Genomic DNA, 16,179 nt, shown 5'->3' with positions numbered 1-16,179 from the left:
AAAGGTTATAGATCTACAATGGTCACCCCATCGCCACCTTGTTCACGGGGCGGGGTACTCAGGCTAAAGTCCTGGTTGTATTCTTTCAGTTTCTGCCGAACCGCGCGGCGCAGGGCTCCGCTGCCCTTTCCGTGGACGATGCGCAGTTGACTGGCGTTCGCCATAAGCGCCTGGTCGATGAACGCCTGCGTCGTGTGCAGCACTTCCTCGTACCGCATACCGCGCACGTCGAGTTTGTTGCTGAAGCTGGCTACCCCCGCGATATCGCTGGAAACGCTCCGTTCCTTGCGCATCGGCAAGGGATTGTCGGTGTGCTCGAGATCGCGCAGGTTGGCCGTCAGGCGCAAGTCTCCTACGATCACGATGGCCCGCTTCTTGTCGATCGACTCTATGGTACCCGCGGCCCCGCCCGTCCTCAGCTTCACGTAGTCCCCTTCCTGGAAACTGCGCTTGCCGGATTTGCCGCTTTTGCGCTGGTAGTAGATCGTTTCCCGGAGGTCCGTGACCTGCTCGCTGATCTTCTCGCGTTTCTCGCGGAGCTCACGGGCCTTCTCCTTGGCCTCATCGATCTTCTTTTCTTCCCGCAGGGTCCGGATCAGGTTTTCCATCTCCTTATTGTACTTCGCGGTTTCGGCCAGCGACTGCTCCTTGGCCTCCAATTTCAGGCGTTTGCGGCGCACCTCAATGTCGCGATGGAGTTCCTCATAGGTCCGGGTGAGGGCATCCAGCGTTTTCTGCTTTTGCTCCAGTCCGGCCAGTTGCTGCTCCAGTTCCTGTTTTTCGCGTTGGAGGTCGACGAGCAGCTGGTCGACCGCCCGTTCATTCTTGCCGGCCCGTTTGCGCGCGTAGGCCAGGGTGTCGGAGGGGAGGCCAGATTTCTGCGCAATCTCAAAGGCGTAGCTGGAGCCCGGGCGGCCGACGTTCAGTTCGTAGGTGGGGCTCAGGGTATCCTTGTCGAAGTTCATACCCCCGTTCACGATACCGGAGGTTTTGTAAGCGTACATCTTCAGGTTACTGTAGTGCGTGGTGATCACCCCCACCACCTGCCGTGCGTTGAGTCCTTCCAGAATCCCTTCCGCGATGGCGCCGCCGAGCGCGGGATCCGTACCGGAGCCGAATTCATCGATCAGGACAAGCGTCCGCTCATCCGCCGCGCGGAGGAAATCCCGGGCATTCTTCAGCCGGCTGCTGTAGGTGGACAGGTCATCCTCGATACTCTGCTGGTCACCGATGTCGGTGAAGATGCGCTCAAAAACACCCATTTCCGACTCTGCATCAACGGGTACCAGCATCCCGCTCTGCACCATCAACTGTAGCAATCCTACGGATTTCATGGCGATCGACTTCCCGCCCGCATTGGGCCCCGAGAGCATAAGCAGGCGGTTCTTGCCCCGCAACTTCAGGTCAAATGGCACGGTCTTTCGTCCGAAGTTCTTGTTCTTCAGGTACAGCAAGGGGTGACGTCCTTCCCGGATGCCGACCGAGGGGCGGGGGTCCACCTTGGGTCGGGCGGCCTTCATCTGGCGGGCCAGATCGGCCTTGGCCTGTACCAGGTCGAAGTGCGCAATCAGGTCGCGGTAGGCGGCCATGTGATCGACGTAGGGGCGCAAGGTCGCGGATACCTCACGCAGGATGCGGAAGATCTCGCGGCGCTCCTCCTGTTGCAGGTCGAAAATATCGTTGTTGATGCTGATTACCTCATCGGGCTCGATGTAGGCGGTTTTCCCGGTGGCCGATTCGTCGTGAATGATGCCGCGGATCTGGCGTTTATACTCACTGGGTACGGATAGTACCCGACGTCCGTTGCGGAAGCTTTCGACCGTGTCGCTCAGGTAGCCTGCCCTACGGTACTTTTCGATAACGCCACGAAAGGCACGTTCTACTTCCCGCTGTTTGCTGCCCACCAGCCGTCGGATGCGGCTCAGCTCGGGCGAAGCGTCGGAACGGATGTTGCCCTCGGCGTCAATCACCGCCTCGATCGAAGCGGAAAGCTCCGGCATATACTCCACTTCCCGTACGACTGCGTACAACTGTGGGTAGCTCGACTGACGGGAAGCCGTACCGAAGAAAGTGAACAGTTGCTTGGCCTGCAGCAGCAGGACGTTCAGCTTGGCCAGGCCCGATTCGACGAGGGCATAGCCTTCCACCCGCAGGGCGCGCAGCTCCTCATCTACGTCGTCGTAGGCGGAGATGCTGAACATATTCCGCTCTTCGGTACCCTGTCTGAATTCCGCAACCTGGTCAAGCCCCTTTGCGATCTCTTCAACATTCGTGGAAGGCGTAAGCTGCCGGGCCGAGTGGCGCCCCAACTCCCCTTGGCACTGCCGTTCGAGCAGGGCCAGCACTTTGTCGAATTCTAGTTTTTCTAAGGTATCCGGGGGGAGTAGCTGCATAAAATAACACCAAGTGTAGCAGGTAAACGGACGGCCCCTTCGGATGGTTGGTTCAATCCTCCCGTTGCCGGTTTTTTAGGCGGGGCCGCGTCCACTCCTCCCGCTGGGCGAAATTGACGACGTTCTTGATCAGGGCGATCATCCCCAGAAACACCAGGTAACCGACCGATACGACCAGATAAATCCACCGATAGGAGCCGGCCTCCGAAATGGTAAGACCGCTAAAGGCCCAGGCCAGCAAACCTGCCCCCACGGCCAGGCCCATGAAGCTGTAGATGCTGCGTCCCCAGTACTTGGCGGGATTGGCCGCGGCGGCGCTCAGGACGGCATTGAACAGGGCGAAGAACAGCATGAAACTGGCTGCGCACAACCAGGGAAACCGGCTGCTGACGTTCTCGGCGTTGGCACCAGTGATGATCAGTCCGAAAAGGTCCACGATGAATACCATAGCGAGGACACCCCCGGCCTGCAGTACTGGATCTACGCGTCTTTCGAATATGGATTGGTCGGAGGTCATGCGCACTCGTTTACCGCCTAACAGCTTCTGAGCGCAATAGTTATGGTCAATCGACCTGTACGTCGCCCTCCTTTTTTTCGTGCCCGAATTCACTCACCCACTGGATCGCATCGAGCACCCTTTGCCGCTCCTGCTCGCGGTCTTTTTCCGTATATCCGTAGGTCCTGGCGAAGACGCCGAGTACGTCATCCAGCACGGGCAGGATGCTGGGCATATCGAAATACAGTCGGCCACTGCGCCGCTCCACCCAGTCGATGGGATAAAGCGCCGATTCATGCTCGATGCACCACTTGGCCTCGGCGGCGGCCAAACGGGCCACGTCGGTCTCCTCCGGCCGGCTTCGGGCCAAATCGATGATCTCTGGGGTCTGTCGACCGTAGTTTGCCACGAGGTACGGTGCCCGATCGGGTGCGAGACTGGCGGCGGCCAACTGCTCCGCGATCTCCTTTTCATAGCTTAACACTTCGGCGAAGTTGCGGAAAGGGCCGCCCGTCAGGACGATATTTCGTGTGCTGTTGCGCCCCAGGTCCTCCCCTTCAGTATGCAGCTGCTTGCCCAGGCGGTCCACCACGCGTTCGGCCATCTTGCGGTAACCGGTAAGTTTGCCACCCGCGATACTGAGCAGCCCGGATTCGCTTTCGAAGATCTCATCCTTGCGCGACATCTCTCCGGCTTCCTTTCCTTCCTCGAAAATGAGGGGTCGCACGCCCGCCCAACTCGACTCCACGTCTTCCATCTTGAGGTTTACCGTGGGGAAGATTTCATTGGTGGCCCTGAGCAGGTATTCGACGTCTTCCACGTAGACGGGCACTGCATTCGGATCCCCCTTGTAGGGCGTGTCCGTAGTGCCGATGTAGGTGCAGCGCAGGCGGGGTATGGCAAAGAGCATCCGTCCGTCGGCTACATCAAAGTAGCAAGCATGGGCCAGAGGCAGCCGTTCGCGGGCTACTACAATATGCACGCCCTTGGAGAGGAACAAGCGTTTGTTGTTCATACTGTGGTCGATCTTGCGCAGATCGTCCACCCACGGACCGGCCGAGCTGATAACGTGGTCACAGCTGATCTCGAAGTCACGGCCCTCGAAGCGGTCGCGGCATTGGACGGCGCTGATCTTTTTCTCTTCGTCGTACACGAAGCCGGTGGCCTCCACGTAGTTGACGGCAACGGCACCGTGCTTGACGGCCGTCTTGACGTTCTCCAGGGTCAGGCGGGCATCATCCGTGCGGTATTCCGCGTAAAAGCCTCCCCCCTTGAGAATGTCCTCACGAAGTAGGGGCTCCATCTCCAAAGTTTCCTCCTTGGTGAGCATGACACGCTTGTCGTCGCCCTCCACGTCGGCCAGGAAGTCGTACACCCACAGGGCCATGCTGGTCGACAGCTTGCCCAGCGAACCTCCCTCGATCAGGGGCAAAAGCATCTTTTCCGGGCGCACCAGGTGGGGGGCCAGTTTGTGCACCACCGCCCTTTCCTGTCCTACTTCCCGGACCAGGCTGATCTCGAGATTTTTAAGGTAGCGCAGTCCGCCGTGGATCAGCTTAGTTGACTTGGAGCTGGTGCCCGAAGCGAAGTCGTTCCGCTCGATCAGCGCTACCGACAATCCGCGACTGGCGGCGTCGAGTGCCACGCCGGCCCCGGTGATGCCACCGCCGATCACGACCAGATCGAAAGGTTCATTGTCGAGCCTTTCCAGGTTTTGGCGGCGTTGGGGGGTGGCGTGCATAGCGGATACATTGAGTTGTTGCGGTTGCTGGCGCGACCGCGGGTGCAATGCGCTTACAACGCCATCCGTGTAGATTGGTTAACTACCCCGCGTTCTCCGGGCGCAACTTTCTCACCGTGCGGCCGGCTTGCCACATCTCGCTTTCGCTGAGTTCCTTGAGCTCTTCCTCCAGTTTGACGCGGTAGTCTTTTTGGCTGTTGGAGTCGATGCTGCGCTGGGCTTCTTCCCCGCTGGCTACGCTTTGGTAGAGATCTTCGAAGACGGGCTTGACGGCGTCGCGGAATTTGTCCTTCCAGTCGAGCGCTCCCCGCTGGGCGGTGGTAGAGCAGTTGGCGTACATCCAATCCATGCCGTTTTCGGCTACCAGTGGCATCAGGCTTTGCGTAAGCTCTTCTACCGTTTCGTTGAAGGCTTCTGAAGGACTGTGGCCGTTGGCCCGCAGCACGTCGTACTGCGCCTCGAAAATGCCCTGGATGGCACCCATCAGGGTGCCGCGCTCCCCGGTGAGGTCGGAGTACACCTCGCGCTTGAAATCAGTCTCAAACAGGTAGCCCGATCCCACCCCGATCCCAAGGGCCACAACGCGGTCGAAGGCACGGCCGGTGGCATCCTGATCGATGGCGAAGCTGGAGTTCAGTCCCCGCCCCTCCAGGAATAGACGACGCAGACTCGTGCCCGAACCCTTGGGGGCCACCAGGATGACGTCGACCCCCTCGGGGGCAATGATATTGGTGCGGTCGTTGTAGGTAATGCCGAAGCCATGGCTGAAGTATAAGGCCTTGCCCGGCGTGAGGTACGGCTTGATGCGTGGCCAAACTTCGATCTGGGCGGCGTCGGACAGTAAATACTGAATGATGGTACCGCGGTCGGCGGCCTCCTCAATTTCGAACAGGGTTTCACCGGGTACCCAACCGTCCTTCACGGCCTTGTCCCAGGAAGATCCACCCTTGCGCTGGCCTACGATCACGTTGAAGCCGTTGTCGCGCAGGTTGAGGCTCTGGCCAGGGCCCTGTACCCCGTAGCCGATTACGGCAATGGTTTCATCCTTCAGGACATCCCGGGCCTTCTCCAGGGGGAATTCTTCTCTTGTGACGACCTTTTCTTCCGTGCCGCCAAAGTTTAACATTGCCATATTGTTCGCTTTTTGTGCTGGGCAAATATGCAAAAGCGTGGCCGAAGCCCCGGGGTCAAACTCCCGGCCAATTACGACGGCTAATTTGTCGGGGCCGTCCTCGGCTCCACTTCTACCTGCGGGATGACGACCTGGGAAAATCGCTTGTGCCCGAGCAGAAAGTAATGCAGGGCGATGCTGTCGGCCACCCGCCCCGCGTCGGTCCGCGCCGGACCCACCCGGCACGCTTCTATCTCCTGGCTCCTGCGGACGCGCCGCCTGATCCAACGGGGGAGGTTGCGGTAAAAATCCAGGTGGGCACGCAGGATCGAATAGATGTGCTCGAGCTTGCCCTGGAAAAGAAAGAGCAGGGCCGCGGCACCGTCGAGCAGCAGCCGGACGGGCAACCACCAGATGAGGCGGAAGGTGTGCTCGTTCTTGAAACTGGTCACGAGAGTGTTGCGAAAGTTCAGGTAGGCTTTCCGTGGGGTGTCATAGGCCAGGGTGCCCCCACCGACGTGGTAAACCGTGGCGGCCGGTTCGACGAGGATGCGGTAGCCCGCCCGCTTCAGGCGCCAGCACAGATCGATCTCCTCGGCGTGCGCGAAGTATTCCGGCTCGAAGCCCTGGAGATCGTGAAAGGCGGAGGCGCGGACAAAAAAGGCCGCCCCGGTGGCCCAGAAGATCTCGGCCGGACAGTCGTACTGCCCCTCATCACGCTCCATGTGCCCGAAGACCCGCCCCCGGCAAAAAGGGTACCCCAAAAAGTCGAGGTAGCCGCCGCTCGCGCCCGCGTACTCAAAACAGCCTGGCTCGTGCTCGGCGAGCACCTTGGGTTGGACGGCTCCGACAGTCGGATCCACGAATTTAGGAAGCACGGCCTCCAGCCAGCCGGGGGTGACCCGTACATCGCTGTTCAACAGTACGTAGACTTCGGCGCGCACTTTTTGCAGGGCGACATTGTAGCCGGCCGCGTAGCCGAGGTTTTCGGTCAATTCGATTACCTCCACTGCGGGGTGGTTACTGCGCAAGTAGGCGACCGAATCGTCGGTACTCGCGTTGTCGGCCACGATGAGCCGGCTGGTCGGTGTCAGGTTGTCCGCTACAGAGCTGAGGTAACGCTCCAGGTAGTCCCGGCCGTTGTAATTTAGGATGACGATTGCGGTATCGGGCAGATCGTGATCCGGAACCGCGCTGGCCAGTCGTTCTTCTTCCAGGGCGCGGCGCGCGTCGGCTTCGTCGACCACGAGCTGGTCGCGGAGGGCATCCATGCCACCCAGGGCCATCTCACCGCGCAGGTAACGAATGAAGGAAACGGTAAGCGTCTCCCCATATAGGTCGCCAGAATAATCAAAAAGGTGGAGCTCGATAGTGGTACCGCGTCCGTCGCCGATCACCGGTCGGTCACCGATGTAAAGCATCCCGTCGTAAATACAGCCTTCGAAGGCCGCGCGGACGGCGTAGATGCCGGGCGCGGGCACCAGTTTCAGGGGGTGGTCGGGCTGGAGGTTCGCGGTAGGATAGTCGAGGGTTCGTCCGATCTGTTGGCCCCGGACCACGGTGCCGGTTAGCTCGTAGGCGCGACCCATCAAGTTGGCCGCTTTCTGCACTTGCCCGGCCTGCAGGGCCCGACGGATTTTGGTCGAACTGACGGTAATTTCATCAACTTCCTGGGCGGCTATCTCTACCACCTCATACCCGTAGGTCGGGGCGTAGTATTGCAGCAAATCCACCCCACCGGCCCGGTCCTTACCAAAACGATGGTCGTAGCCGATGACGATGCGGTCGGGGGTGAAGTTTTTAATCAGGAAGTTTTCGATGTATTCGGTGGGCGACTGCTGGCTGAAGCCCCGGTCGAAGGGGATCACCACCAGGTGGTCGATTCCCTGCTCCGCACAAAAGTTAATCTTTTCCCGGGTCGTGGTGAGCAGGCGCAGGCTGTTGTCGTCCGGGCGGAGCACGGTACGTGGGTGGGGGTCAAAGGTGATGACCACGCTTTCTCCATCGCGCCGCTCCGCCATACGGCTGATGCGCGTGAGCAGTTGCTGGTGCCCGCGATGGACACCGTCGAAACTGCCGATGGTGATAACGGCACGCCGGAACCGGGGGAGATCGGCCAGTCGAAAATGAGTCTGCATCGCGGACAAAGGTAGCGAGGCGGCGGCGGAGTAGGTAGTCAAATGGACCTCACCATACTCCGCCGGTGCCTGCTATGCTCCAAGGCCGGATGAATCAGCCGGTTAACGTCTATACGTTCGGTTTCCAGCCATCTTCGTAGTCGCGCGACCACAGGGCCATGGCGTCGGAATTCTGTTGCGGCTTCCCGGTTTCGGTGTCCGTCATGAGCACCGACTGGGTACGCTGCGCCATATTTCCGAGGTGGCAGATCGTTACGCTGGTGTTGGCGTCGGCCACTTCGGAGTTGAGCGGTTCGTCGGAGTTCACGCCGTTAATGAAGTTGGCGATGTGGAGTTCGTCGAGGTTGCCGCCGCCGGTGGTGTCCATGCTTATGGATTTGCCGGTTTCTTCCTCGTGCCGGATCTCCTTTCCTTGTGAGTCGTACACGATGTATCCGCTGCGGTCCATGAGCACACTGCCTTCGGTACCGTAGATCATGGCACCGCGGCCGCGCTCCCAAAGGGGCAAGGCGTTGCAGCTGCGGCCGTCCCAGTGAATGTGCTTGTCGCCGGGGAAGTTGAAGGAGGCCAGCTGGGTATCGTAGGCTTCCCAGGCGTCGTCATAGGCGAATCTTCCGCCGCTGGAGGTCACGCGTTCGGGAAAGTCGACGTCGAGGGCCCAGCGGCACATATCAACTTCGTGGGTACCGTTGTTGAGCAATTCACCGGTACCGTACTTCCAGAACCAGTGCCAGTTGTAGTGGACCAGCAGGGCGTCGAAATCCTGACGCGGAGCGGGCCCCTGCCAGAGCTCCCAGTTCAACCACTCCGGTACGGGGGCTGGCTCGTGCTCGCCAATGGGGCCCCGGTTGTTGGCGTACCAGGCCTTGGCGGCGTAGGCGTTGCCGATGAGGCCGTCGTGGATTTCCCCGACAATGCGGTTCAGGGAGATGCTGCTGCGCGTCTGGTTGCCCATTTGCACCTTCAGGCCGCTGCTTTTCTGTTTCGCGATGAGCATTTCACCTTCCGCCGGATTGTGGCTACAGGGCTTTTCTACGTAGACGTGCTTGCCGGCATCCAGGGCCATGATCGCCATGGGGGTATGCCAGTGGTCGGGCGTGGCGATTACTACTGCGTCGACGTCGGGATTTTCCAGAAAGGTGCGGAAATCCTGGTGCCCCATGGGCTTGTCGCCGCCGCCATCCATCACGGCCTTCTGACCTTTTTCGATGGCGCGGGTATCCACGTCGCCGATGCCGATCACTTTGCAGTTCTGGGCGCCGGCGAAGGTGCGGGCCAGGTAGGCGCCGCGGCTGTTGGTGCCGAAGACCGCCACGTTGACGGTATCATTGGCCCCCATGACCTGACTGTGCAACGGCAGTCCCATACTGAGGCCGGCGGTGGTGAGGGCGGAAGTCTTAAGAAAGGTGCGGCGGTTTGCCATGATCGTTGGATTTAAAGCTCACGAATTTTGATGGTGCGGAAGGCAACTGCGTCGCCGTGATCCTGGAGGAGGATGGGTCCTTGCGGCCACTGTCCGAAGTTTTCCCAGTCCTTGTATTTGCTGTAGTTGACCAGCGCGTCAAACATTTGGCTGAAGCGGTCGTACTCCACCACTTTGTAGCCGTTGAGCCAGTGCTCCACCTTACCGCCCTGCACCTTGATGCGGCCGCGGTTCCAGTCGTTGATGTTGTAGTCCTTGCGGCGGTTGACGTCGATGGGGTTGGCCGGAATCAGGTCGTAAAGGGAGGCCATGGTACGGTTGCCCATCACTCCGGCCTTGGCGTCGGGATGACGCTCATCGTCCAGGATTTGGTATTCGAGGCCGATGGCGGAACCACGACCCTTGTTCAGTTCGGGATCCACGAAGTATTTGACGCCGCTGTTGGCCCCTTCGGTGGGCTTGAATTCGAAGACGAGTTCGAAGTCGCTGAAGTTATCTTCGGTGACGATGTCGCCGCCATTGGTGCTCTCGCCGCCGTTACCGGCCAGTACGCGCAATTCGCCGTCTACCACTTCCCATCCGCTGGCGGGAAATTGGTCGAGTTTGGCACCCCGCCACCCGTCGGTGGACGTGCCGTCGAAGAGCAGGCGCCAGCCCTTCCGTTTTTCTTCTTCCGTCAAGGTATTGACGAGCATGTTTTCCTGGGGAGCCAGCACGGCTTCGAGGTGGTCGTCGGGCGTAGCGTTGTCTTTCACCCGGATGTTGCGCCACTGTACCTGCTTCCCGGCCAGTTCGTCGGCCACGGAGTGGACTTGCAGACAAATCAAACCGGAGGCGTCCGTATCGTCGACCAGATTGGCCACCGACTGCCCGTTGATGAAGGTGCGCAGGTTATTGCCGATGGCCTCCACGCGCATACTGTTCCATTCGCCCTGCTTGTAGGCCGAGCGCGCCGGGTCGTTATAGTGGACGGGGTAAATCCAACCGCGCCGGGCCTCGTCGTATATGCCGCCGGTGTACCCACGGGCACTGGGGTCAATTTCAACCTGGTAACCGTATATACGCCGCAGGTCGTCCTGCTGCCGCCACTGCCCCCGCGCCATGACCCCGCTATTCAGCGGCGCCTCATCTTTGAACTCCAGCTCCAGCACGAAATCACCATAGGGGCGGTCGGTACACAAGAAGGTGTTGGGCGTGTTGACCACGGCGGTGCCCGTGATGGTGTTCCCTTCGATGGAATAGGGTGCTTTCCCTCCGTAGGACTCCCAGTTGCTCAGATCCTTGCCGTTAGTCAGGGATACAAAGCCATCCTGCGCGGCCAACGGTAGAAGGAAACAGGAAAACAGGAATACAGCGTACTGCCGTTTTTGCATGTCGAAATGTTATAATCGGGAAGGCATCGGGCCATCCACGCTTGGTTAATGTTGTCTACTCGACAAGATATAAAATATTTGATACGCATCGGGTGTTATAAACCGATTGCAACTTTTTCTCCCGGCGTTTTACGACCGGCCAACTGAAGCTCCGTTTATGTATCCACTGCTCCTTGCTTTTCCCCTGCTGCTGCTTTGCACCTGCGTCCGCGCCCAAACCTCGGACGGCTTTGAACTGCAGACGGAGTCCGGCGGGGTGAGCGTGTACGTCCGCGACGAAGCGAACGAAGAAATGTCGGTCCGGGTCGTTACGCGGGCCACCGCCGGAATGCAGCGGGTTCGAGCCATCCTGGATGATGCGGAAAACTACCCGGAATGGGTACATCGCTGTGACGACGCCTATATCATTCCCGGCGGCACCCCAAACAACTTTGTGTACGTTTCCGGCATCGACCTGCCCTTTCCCTTTCGCGACAAGGAAGTAGTGGCGCGGGTGCGGCAGACCATGGGGCCGCGGTCCGTACTGACGCGCACCATAAGGGCAGAACCAGGAGCGGTTCCTCCGACGGAGGGTCGCGACCGCCTGGAGGTTTATTCCGGTGAGTGGGTAATCAGTCCGCTCGAACGGGGCGAGGTGGAATTGCAGTGTACGGTACGCACCAACGCCGGAGCCGGCCTGCCATCGTGGCTACGCCGCGAGATCCTTACCAACGGGCCGGCCAAGACCGTGGCTAACCTGCGCGACCGGCTGGAAACCAGGCCCTAGACGCCCGCAATGCGGGAAATGGGTATGGTAGGGCCTTCCGTCCAATCCATCATCGCGTTGATCAGTCTCACCTGCTCAAAATGGAAGAGGTCGCGCAAACGAATTATGGTCGGCTGCAGGATTCCCTCGTCGATCAACTGGGCGCGGCGGGTACCGCGCAGCAGGGGCCAGGCGGGGGTATACCACTTGCTGCCGTCGTAGAGGGCGAGGTTGGCGTAGCTGCTGTCGGTAAGGTGCTCGCGCTGCACCATTAGAATGTCGTCGCTGTCCTGTCGCTGGTTGAACAGTTTGTCGATTCCGCTGCGGTCGGCGTACTTGCGGCCGTACCGCAAATCGTCGGCGGCCACCACCCGCAGGGAGGTCACCTCACGGACGCTGTACGGTAACACTTCCCACTTTTCCACGCGGGCACCATAGAGCAAGCGCAGTTTGAACGTACCACTGCTGGGCAGGTCCAGTGTCTCCAGAACTTCCGCCAGCTTAAGGCTGGGCCCCTTACCGTAGTAATGGTGACGCGACCGATCCACCCGTTCTTGGTGTCGGTGCAATAACGGTGCTTGCCCATCGACCAGCCGGATACTTTCGAGGAGGAGAGGCGCGCTTGGTTTTTTCATGGGGCCGCGAATATACGGGCCGCTACTTTTCCCGTCGGGGGACGCGGATCTTCGCGCGCAGTTCGGCGTATTCTTCGGTGGGAGTGCTGCGGGCGGTCACTCCCCCACCCGACCGGAAGTTAAAGGCACCCCCGACTTGCTCCACGTAGCGGATGATGACGCAACTGTCCAGGGTATTACCATCATAGTAGCCCCCAATGCCGCAGTAGTACCCGCGGCGGTCGATCTCGGCGCGGCGGATCAGATCGAGCGTAGCGGATTTCGGGGCTCCGCTGACCGAGCCGGCCGGCAGCAATTCGATCAGCAAATCGCCCAGCCGGCTCCTCCAGTCGCCGGGCAGCTGCCCGCCCAGTCGCGTGCTCGTCTGCAACAGCCCTCCCCCACCCGATTCGATGGGTCGCAGGTAGCGGTACTCCGTCACATTGACCTGCCGGGCGATGCGGCTTAGGTCATTGCGCATCAGGTCGACGATGGTGGCGTGTTCCGCCACTTCCTTCTGGCTGCCGAGGAGGTAGGCGCGGCCGGCCGGGGTGTTGGGTGCCGTACCCTTCATGGGCCGGGTTTCAATGTAGCCACGGGCGTCGACGGTAACGAAAGTTTCCGGACTGAAGCAGACAAAGTTACCGGGGTACAAAATGCGGTACTTCGCCTGGCTGTGCTCAAAAAGTGAGGTCAGGCTGCCGGCATACGCGACGGGCGTCGGAAAGGTGAGGTTGACGAGGAAGCTGTCGCCCCGCTGGATTCCCGCGCGGACGATCGAAAACGCTTGTTCGTAACGCCGGGGACTGATGTGGCGGGGCACCAGTGGCGGAGGTTCCGCGGAGGTGATCCGGTGGTCTGCATGAGCCGGAAAGCTGAACCGCACCCCCGCCGGCCCCAGCTCATCCAGGCTCCAGAGTTGGGGTCGCTCCAATTCGAAATCCACCAGGAAGAAGCAGGGCTGCCCCAGGCGACCGAAACCGTTCAGGCGTTCGGCCCAAGATCGGAGCTGGGGAGAAATTGTGTCCGGCATGGTCTGGAATAGACGCGGCAGTCGGCAAAAAGTTAGACCAGTTGGGCTTCCAGCTGCTTCAGGAAGGCCAGCCCGTCGGGGATGGCGCGGTGGGCGCGCGGACTCTCCCTACTTAGTTCCAGACATACGAGGCGCCGAAAGTCAATGTCGCGTAACGCCCGTAGCAGGGGGCTGAGGTCCATGTCGCCCTCATCGGGTGGCAGGTGCAGGTGCACACCCCGGTTCATGCCCTCGATCGAGACGGTACCCAGGCGGTCGGCGAACCGCTCCACCGCCCGGGCGGGGGGTTCTTCCCCGGTGACCCAGACGTGTCCTAGGTCGAGTGCCAGTGACAGGTCGCATTCCAGGCGGGGATTGGCCGCCAGGAGTTTTTGATAGTCCGCATTGGTTTCAATGAGCATGCCGGGTTCCGGTTCCAGACTGATGCTCATCCCCTGCTCCACGGCGTATTCAGTAACCCGTACGACGCCGTCGACCAGGTACGCCATCGCGTCTTCGGGGGATACGGAAGGCTGCCGGACGCCCGCCCAGAACGAGACGGTTTCCGCCCCGAGGATCTTTCCGATGTCGACCGCCCGCTTAAGAAATTCCACCCGCCTCGCCCGGCCCCCCGCGGAGGGGTTAATGAGAGTGGGTTCGTGCTTTTCCGTAGGGTCCAGCAGGTAGCGCGCGCCGGTCTCGATTACGCAGTCGAGCCCCAATTCTTCCAGCCACCCCCTGACGCCCTCAGTCTTGGCGCGCCAGTCCTGAGCCAACGGGTCGAGGTGCTGCCAGTCCAGGGTAAGCGCCACGCCATCGTAACCCGCAGCCGCAATAAGCCGCAGGGCATCCGGGAGTCGGTGGTGGGCACAACCGTTGGTATTGTAGGCGTAGCGCAGTGACATGCAACAGGGTCAATGAATGATGGGGCACTAATCCGGACGTGGGATGAATTTTCCGGCCACCGCGGTTGGCATTTCGGAGGATTCCCGCAGCCAGCGCAGCAGTTCGGTCTGCTGCTCCCCGAAGCTGTGTATGGGCTCGCGGCCGTCGGTGGTCATGGGGGCTTTGAAGAAGACGCCCAGTGACTCCAATACCCCACCCTGTCCGCGACGCGCAGCCAAATCCAGGCAACGGGCAATCTCGATGGCCAGGGGGGCTGCCAAGATGCTGTCCTTACAGAGAAAGTCGATCTTGATCTGCATGCGGTGGCCCAGGAACCCCGAGACATCGATGTTGTCCCAGGCCTCCTTGTCGTCGCCGCGGGGGCGGTAGTAATTGATCTTCACCAAGTGGTCTTCCACCGGGTAGCCGAGGCAGTTGGTGAGTACGTCGCCCTTGGTGCCGAGCTTGTTCTGGAGCGATTCCGGGTGCCGCAAGGCTTCGCCGTCGCGGTTGCCCAGGATGTTCGTGCTGAACCAGCCGTCGACGTGCAGGGCACGGGCGCGCAGCGCGGGGGCGATCACCGTCTTGAGGAAGGTCTGTCCGGTTTTACCGTCCTTGCCCGCCACGGGTACACCCCGGCGGGCGGCCAGTGACCGCAGGGCGGGAATTTCGGCGGCGCGGCTCGGCGTAAAATTGCCGTACGGCACACCGTGGGTGATACAGGCGTAGGCGTAGAGCATGGCCGGACTGATGCCCGTATGGTTTTCGTCCAGGGCCCGTTCGAATGCTTCGGTGCGCTGGTAGATCTCATCTGCCACCTCGATGGCGTGCTCGGTGCTCGCCAGGTTGATGACCACCACCCTGCCGTCGATGTCAGTAGCGAAGGCGTCGAGTTGCTGCTGAATGCCGGAGATCAGTTCCCGGTGCGTGCCGGTACTGTCCTGATCGCCCACTACGCCACGGCAGTAGTTCCGGTTGCTGACGGCCGTCCAGGGCCGGCGACCGCTCAGGTCATTGGCCAGCACGTCGAGTTCTTCCCGGTCGAGTACCCGGTGCACGCGCGCCGCGGTCAGCAGGTCGTGGTCGAAGAGGTCCCAGCCGTGAATCTTCAGGTTGGTGTAGGGTACCAGGTCCAGGTCAGCGAATTCCGCCAGTGGCAGGCCGGTAGTCGGCTGCAGGCCCCGCCGGATGAGCTCGATCCCCGCCGCCGCCGTGGTGCCCACGGCGCCGCCCAGGCCGATAATGGCGATGCCCAGATTCGATTGGTTAGTAGGGGGAAGGGTGCTGCTCAAGGTGGGGTTATCTTTTTCGAATGGCCCGCCAAGGTAATGAGTTTTGCGGTCGAGGACCGCGGCCATGCACTCGGTTGCTCTCCGGTGCTGCTGCAGCCAATTTACAGGCCGACCTGCCGCCGTCCCTCCCGGATATAATCGCGGATATTCAGCCAGAAGGCCGCGAAAAAGTAAAAGGGCAACGACGAACCGAGCGAGAGACAGGAGAGGTAGATGAAATACAACCGCACGCGGGTACGCCGGATGCCCATCTGGTCTCCCAGCCAGGCACAGACGCCAAAGGCGGAGTGTTCAAGTGTCCTGCGAAGCCATTCCATGCAGCGGTGCTTTAAGTTGGATCGATGCCTTGCCTAATGTCGGCCTTTTCTCTAGAATCGTAAAATCCCTTAGCGAAGTTCAAGCCGCGCATAGAGCCAATCGCGGTCCACTTCCCGCACGCTCTGGCCGGCCAGATCTTCCAGCGTTACCTCGACAATGGCGTGCCGGATCAGGCGCAACACCGGGTACCCGACGGCCGCACATACGCGGCGCACCTGTCGGTTCTTTCCTTCGGTGAGCGTAAGGCTCAGCCAGCTGTCGGCCACGTTCTTCCGGTACCGGATCGGGGGAGTGCGGGGCGCTACCGCGGGTGCAATGGTTTCCACCAACAGAGGCAAGGAGGCGTGGTTCTTCCCCTTGATGCGGATGGTAGGTCCGGCAGCCAGGGCGGACAGGGCATCCGGCGTCGGAATACCCTCTACCTGTACCCAGTACGTGCGCGGATGCCGGTGGGCGGGGTTCAGAAGGCGGTGGTTCAGGGCACCGTCGTCGGTGAGCAGGAGCAGGCCCTCGCTGTCCCGATCCAGCCGTCCTACCGGGTAAACGTCGGGCGGAAAGTCGTAAAGGTCGGCCAGGGTGCGGTGGTCGGGCAGTTCCCGCGTGAACTGGGAAAGGACGCCGTAAGGCTTGTTGATCAA

The 16,179-nt window shown here is 60.7% G+C and carries 14 protein-coding genes; 1 reads left to right on the top strand and 13 read right to left on the bottom strand.

Annotated features, from left to right (window positions below; all coding sequences use genetic code 11):
• Positions 1-5: 5 nt before the first annotated feature.
• The 7 genes from E4021_RS01690 to E4021_RS01660 all read right to left on the bottom strand — a co-directional run bounded on the left by E4021_RS01690 (position 6) and on the right by E4021_RS01660 (position 10,675).
• The gene (locus tag E4021_RS01690; protein WP_136456162.1) at positions 6-2,393 is read right to left on the bottom strand and encodes an endonuclease MutS2; all 2,388 of its coding nucleotides are present in this window, start codon (positions 2,391-2,393) and stop codon (positions 6-8) included.
• Between the two features lie 52 nt (positions 2,394-2,445).
• Entirely contained in the window at positions 2,446-2,910 is a 465-nt protein-coding gene (locus E4021_RS01685; RefSeq protein ID WP_136456161.1) for a hypothetical protein, read from the bottom strand.
• Positions 2,911-2,956: 46 nt separating this feature from the next.
• Positions 2,957-4,630: a glycerol-3-phosphate dehydrogenase/oxidase gene (locus E4021_RS01680; RefSeq protein ID WP_136456160.1), complete on the bottom strand. Its 1,674-nt coding sequence runs from the start codon at positions 4,628-4,630 to the stop codon at positions 2,957-2,959.
• An 82-nt stretch (positions 4,631-4,712) separates the two neighbouring features.
• Positions 4,713-5,762: a ketol-acid reductoisomerase gene (gene ilvC, locus E4021_RS01675; protein WP_136456159.1), complete on the bottom strand. Its 1,050-nt coding sequence runs from the start codon at positions 5,760-5,762 to the stop codon at positions 4,713-4,715.
• 80 nt (positions 5,763-5,842) lie between these two features.
• The gene (locus tag E4021_RS01670) at positions 5,843-7,879 is read right to left on the bottom strand and encodes a bifunctional riboflavin kinase/FAD synthetase (protein ID WP_136456158.1); all 2,037 of its coding nucleotides are present in this window, start codon (positions 7,877-7,879) and stop codon (positions 5,843-5,845) included.
• A gap of 109 nt (positions 7,880-7,988) precedes the next feature.
• Positions 7,989-9,302, bottom strand: a complete 1,314-nt coding sequence (locus E4021_RS01665) for a Gfo/Idh/MocA family oxidoreductase (RefSeq protein WP_136456157.1) — start codon at positions 9,300-9,302, stop codon at positions 7,989-7,991.
• An 11-nt stretch (positions 9,303-9,313) separates the two neighbouring features.
• A complete protein-coding gene (locus tag E4021_RS01660) occupies positions 9,314-10,675 on the bottom strand; it encodes a 3-keto-disaccharide hydrolase (RefSeq protein WP_136456156.1) in 1,362 nt (453 codons plus the stop codon).
• Between the two features lie 157 nt (positions 10,676-10,832).
• On the opposite strand from E4021_RS01660, the gene E4021_RS01655 reads away from it, so the two are divergent.
• A complete protein-coding gene (locus E4021_RS01655; RefSeq protein ID WP_136456155.1) occupies positions 10,833-11,441 on the top strand; it encodes an SRPBCC family protein in 609 nt (202 codons plus the stop codon).
• Here the strand turns inward: E4021_RS01655 and E4021_RS01650 are convergent.
• The 6 genes from E4021_RS01650 to E4021_RS01625 all read right to left on the bottom strand — a co-directional run bounded on the left by E4021_RS01650 (position 11,438) and on the right by E4021_RS01625 (position 16,179).
• Positions 11,438-11,989 carry an aminotransferase class IV gene (locus tag E4021_RS01650; RefSeq protein WP_211096943.1) on the bottom strand — a complete coding sequence of 184 codons (552 nt, stop codon included), beginning with the start codon at positions 11,987-11,989 and terminating at the stop codon, positions 11,438-11,440. The two genes, E4021_RS01655 and E4021_RS01650, sit on opposite strands and share 4 nt — an antisense overlap.
• An 88-nt stretch (positions 11,990-12,077) precedes the next feature.
• Positions 12,078-13,067 (bottom strand): aminodeoxychorismate synthase component I, encoded by a 990-nt coding sequence (locus E4021_RS01645; RefSeq protein WP_136456153.1) that lies wholly within the window; start codon positions 13,065-13,067, stop codon positions 12,078-12,080.
• 32 nt (positions 13,068-13,099) lie between these two features.
• The gene (locus E4021_RS01640; RefSeq protein WP_136456152.1) at positions 13,100-13,951 is read right to left on the bottom strand and encodes a sugar phosphate isomerase/epimerase family protein; all 852 of its coding nucleotides are present in this window, start codon (positions 13,949-13,951) and stop codon (positions 13,100-13,102) included.
• Positions 13,952-13,978: 27 nt separating this feature from the next.
• Entirely contained in the window at positions 13,979-15,223 is a 1,245-nt protein-coding gene (locus tag E4021_RS01635) for an inositol-3-phosphate synthase (RefSeq protein ID WP_211096942.1), read from the bottom strand.
• 101 nt (positions 15,224-15,324) lie between these two features.
• On the bottom strand, positions 15,325-15,540 hold the full coding sequence (locus tag E4021_RS01630; RefSeq protein WP_136456150.1) for a PspC domain-containing protein: 216 nt from the start codon (positions 15,538-15,540) through the stop codon (positions 15,325-15,327).
• Positions 15,541-15,609: 69 nt separating this feature from the next.
• Positions 15,610-16,179, bottom strand: coding sequence for a pseudouridine synthase (locus E4021_RS01625; protein WP_246050194.1), 570 nt, complete (start codon positions 16,177-16,179; stop codon positions 15,610-15,612).

This window comes from Neolewinella litorea (assembly GCF_004803465.1).
Classification (GTDB): Bacteria; Bacteroidota; Bacteroidia; order Chitinophagales; family Saprospiraceae; genus Neolewinella; species Neolewinella litorea.
The sequence above is the reverse complement of the archived record's forward strand: the minus strand, read 5'-3'. Positions and strand labels throughout refer to the sequence as shown.

Excerpts from the sequence above, each read along its gene's own strand:
- E4021_RS01660 (WP_136456156.1), bottom strand. The coding sequence starts at position 10,675 with ATGCAAAAACGGCAGTACGCTGTATTCCTGTTTTCCTGTTTCCTTCTA.
- E4021_RS01685 (WP_136456161.1), bottom strand. The coding sequence starts at position 2,910 with ATGACCTCCGACCAATCCATATTCGAAAGACGCGTAGATCCAGTACTG.
- E4021_RS01690 (WP_136456162.1), bottom strand. The coding sequence starts at position 2,393 with ATGCAGCTACTCCCCCCGGATACCTTAGAAAAACTAGAATTCGACAAA.
- E4021_RS01645 (WP_136456153.1), bottom strand. The coding sequence starts at position 13,067 with ATGCCGGACACAATTTCTCCCCAGCTCCGATCTTGGGCCGAACGCCTG.
- E4021_RS01670 (WP_136456158.1), bottom strand. The coding sequence starts at position 7,879 with ATGCAGACTCATTTTCGACTGGCCGATCTCCCCCGGTTCCGGCGTGCC.
- E4021_RS01640 (WP_136456152.1), bottom strand. The coding sequence starts at position 13,951 with ATGTCACTGCGCTACGCCTACAATACCAACGGTTGTGCCCACCACCGA.
- E4021_RS01680 (WP_136456160.1), bottom strand. The coding sequence starts at position 4,630 with ATGCACGCCACCCCCCAACGCCGCCAAAACCTGGAAAGGCTCGACAAT.
- ilvC (WP_136456159.1), bottom strand. The coding sequence starts at position 5,762 with ATGGCAATGTTAAACTTTGGCGGCACGGAAGAAAAGGTCGTCACAAGA.
- E4021_RS01665 (WP_136456157.1), bottom strand. The coding sequence starts at position 9,302 with ATGGCAAACCGCCGCACCTTTCTTAAGACTTCCGCCCTCACCACCGCC.
- E4021_RS01630 (WP_136456150.1), bottom strand. The coding sequence starts at position 15,540 with ATGGAATGGCTTCGCAGGACACTTGAACACTCCGCCTTTGGCGTCTGT.
- E4021_RS01655 (WP_136456155.1), top strand. The coding sequence starts at position 10,833 with ATGTATCCACTGCTCCTTGCTTTTCCCCTGCTGCTGCTTTGCACCTGC.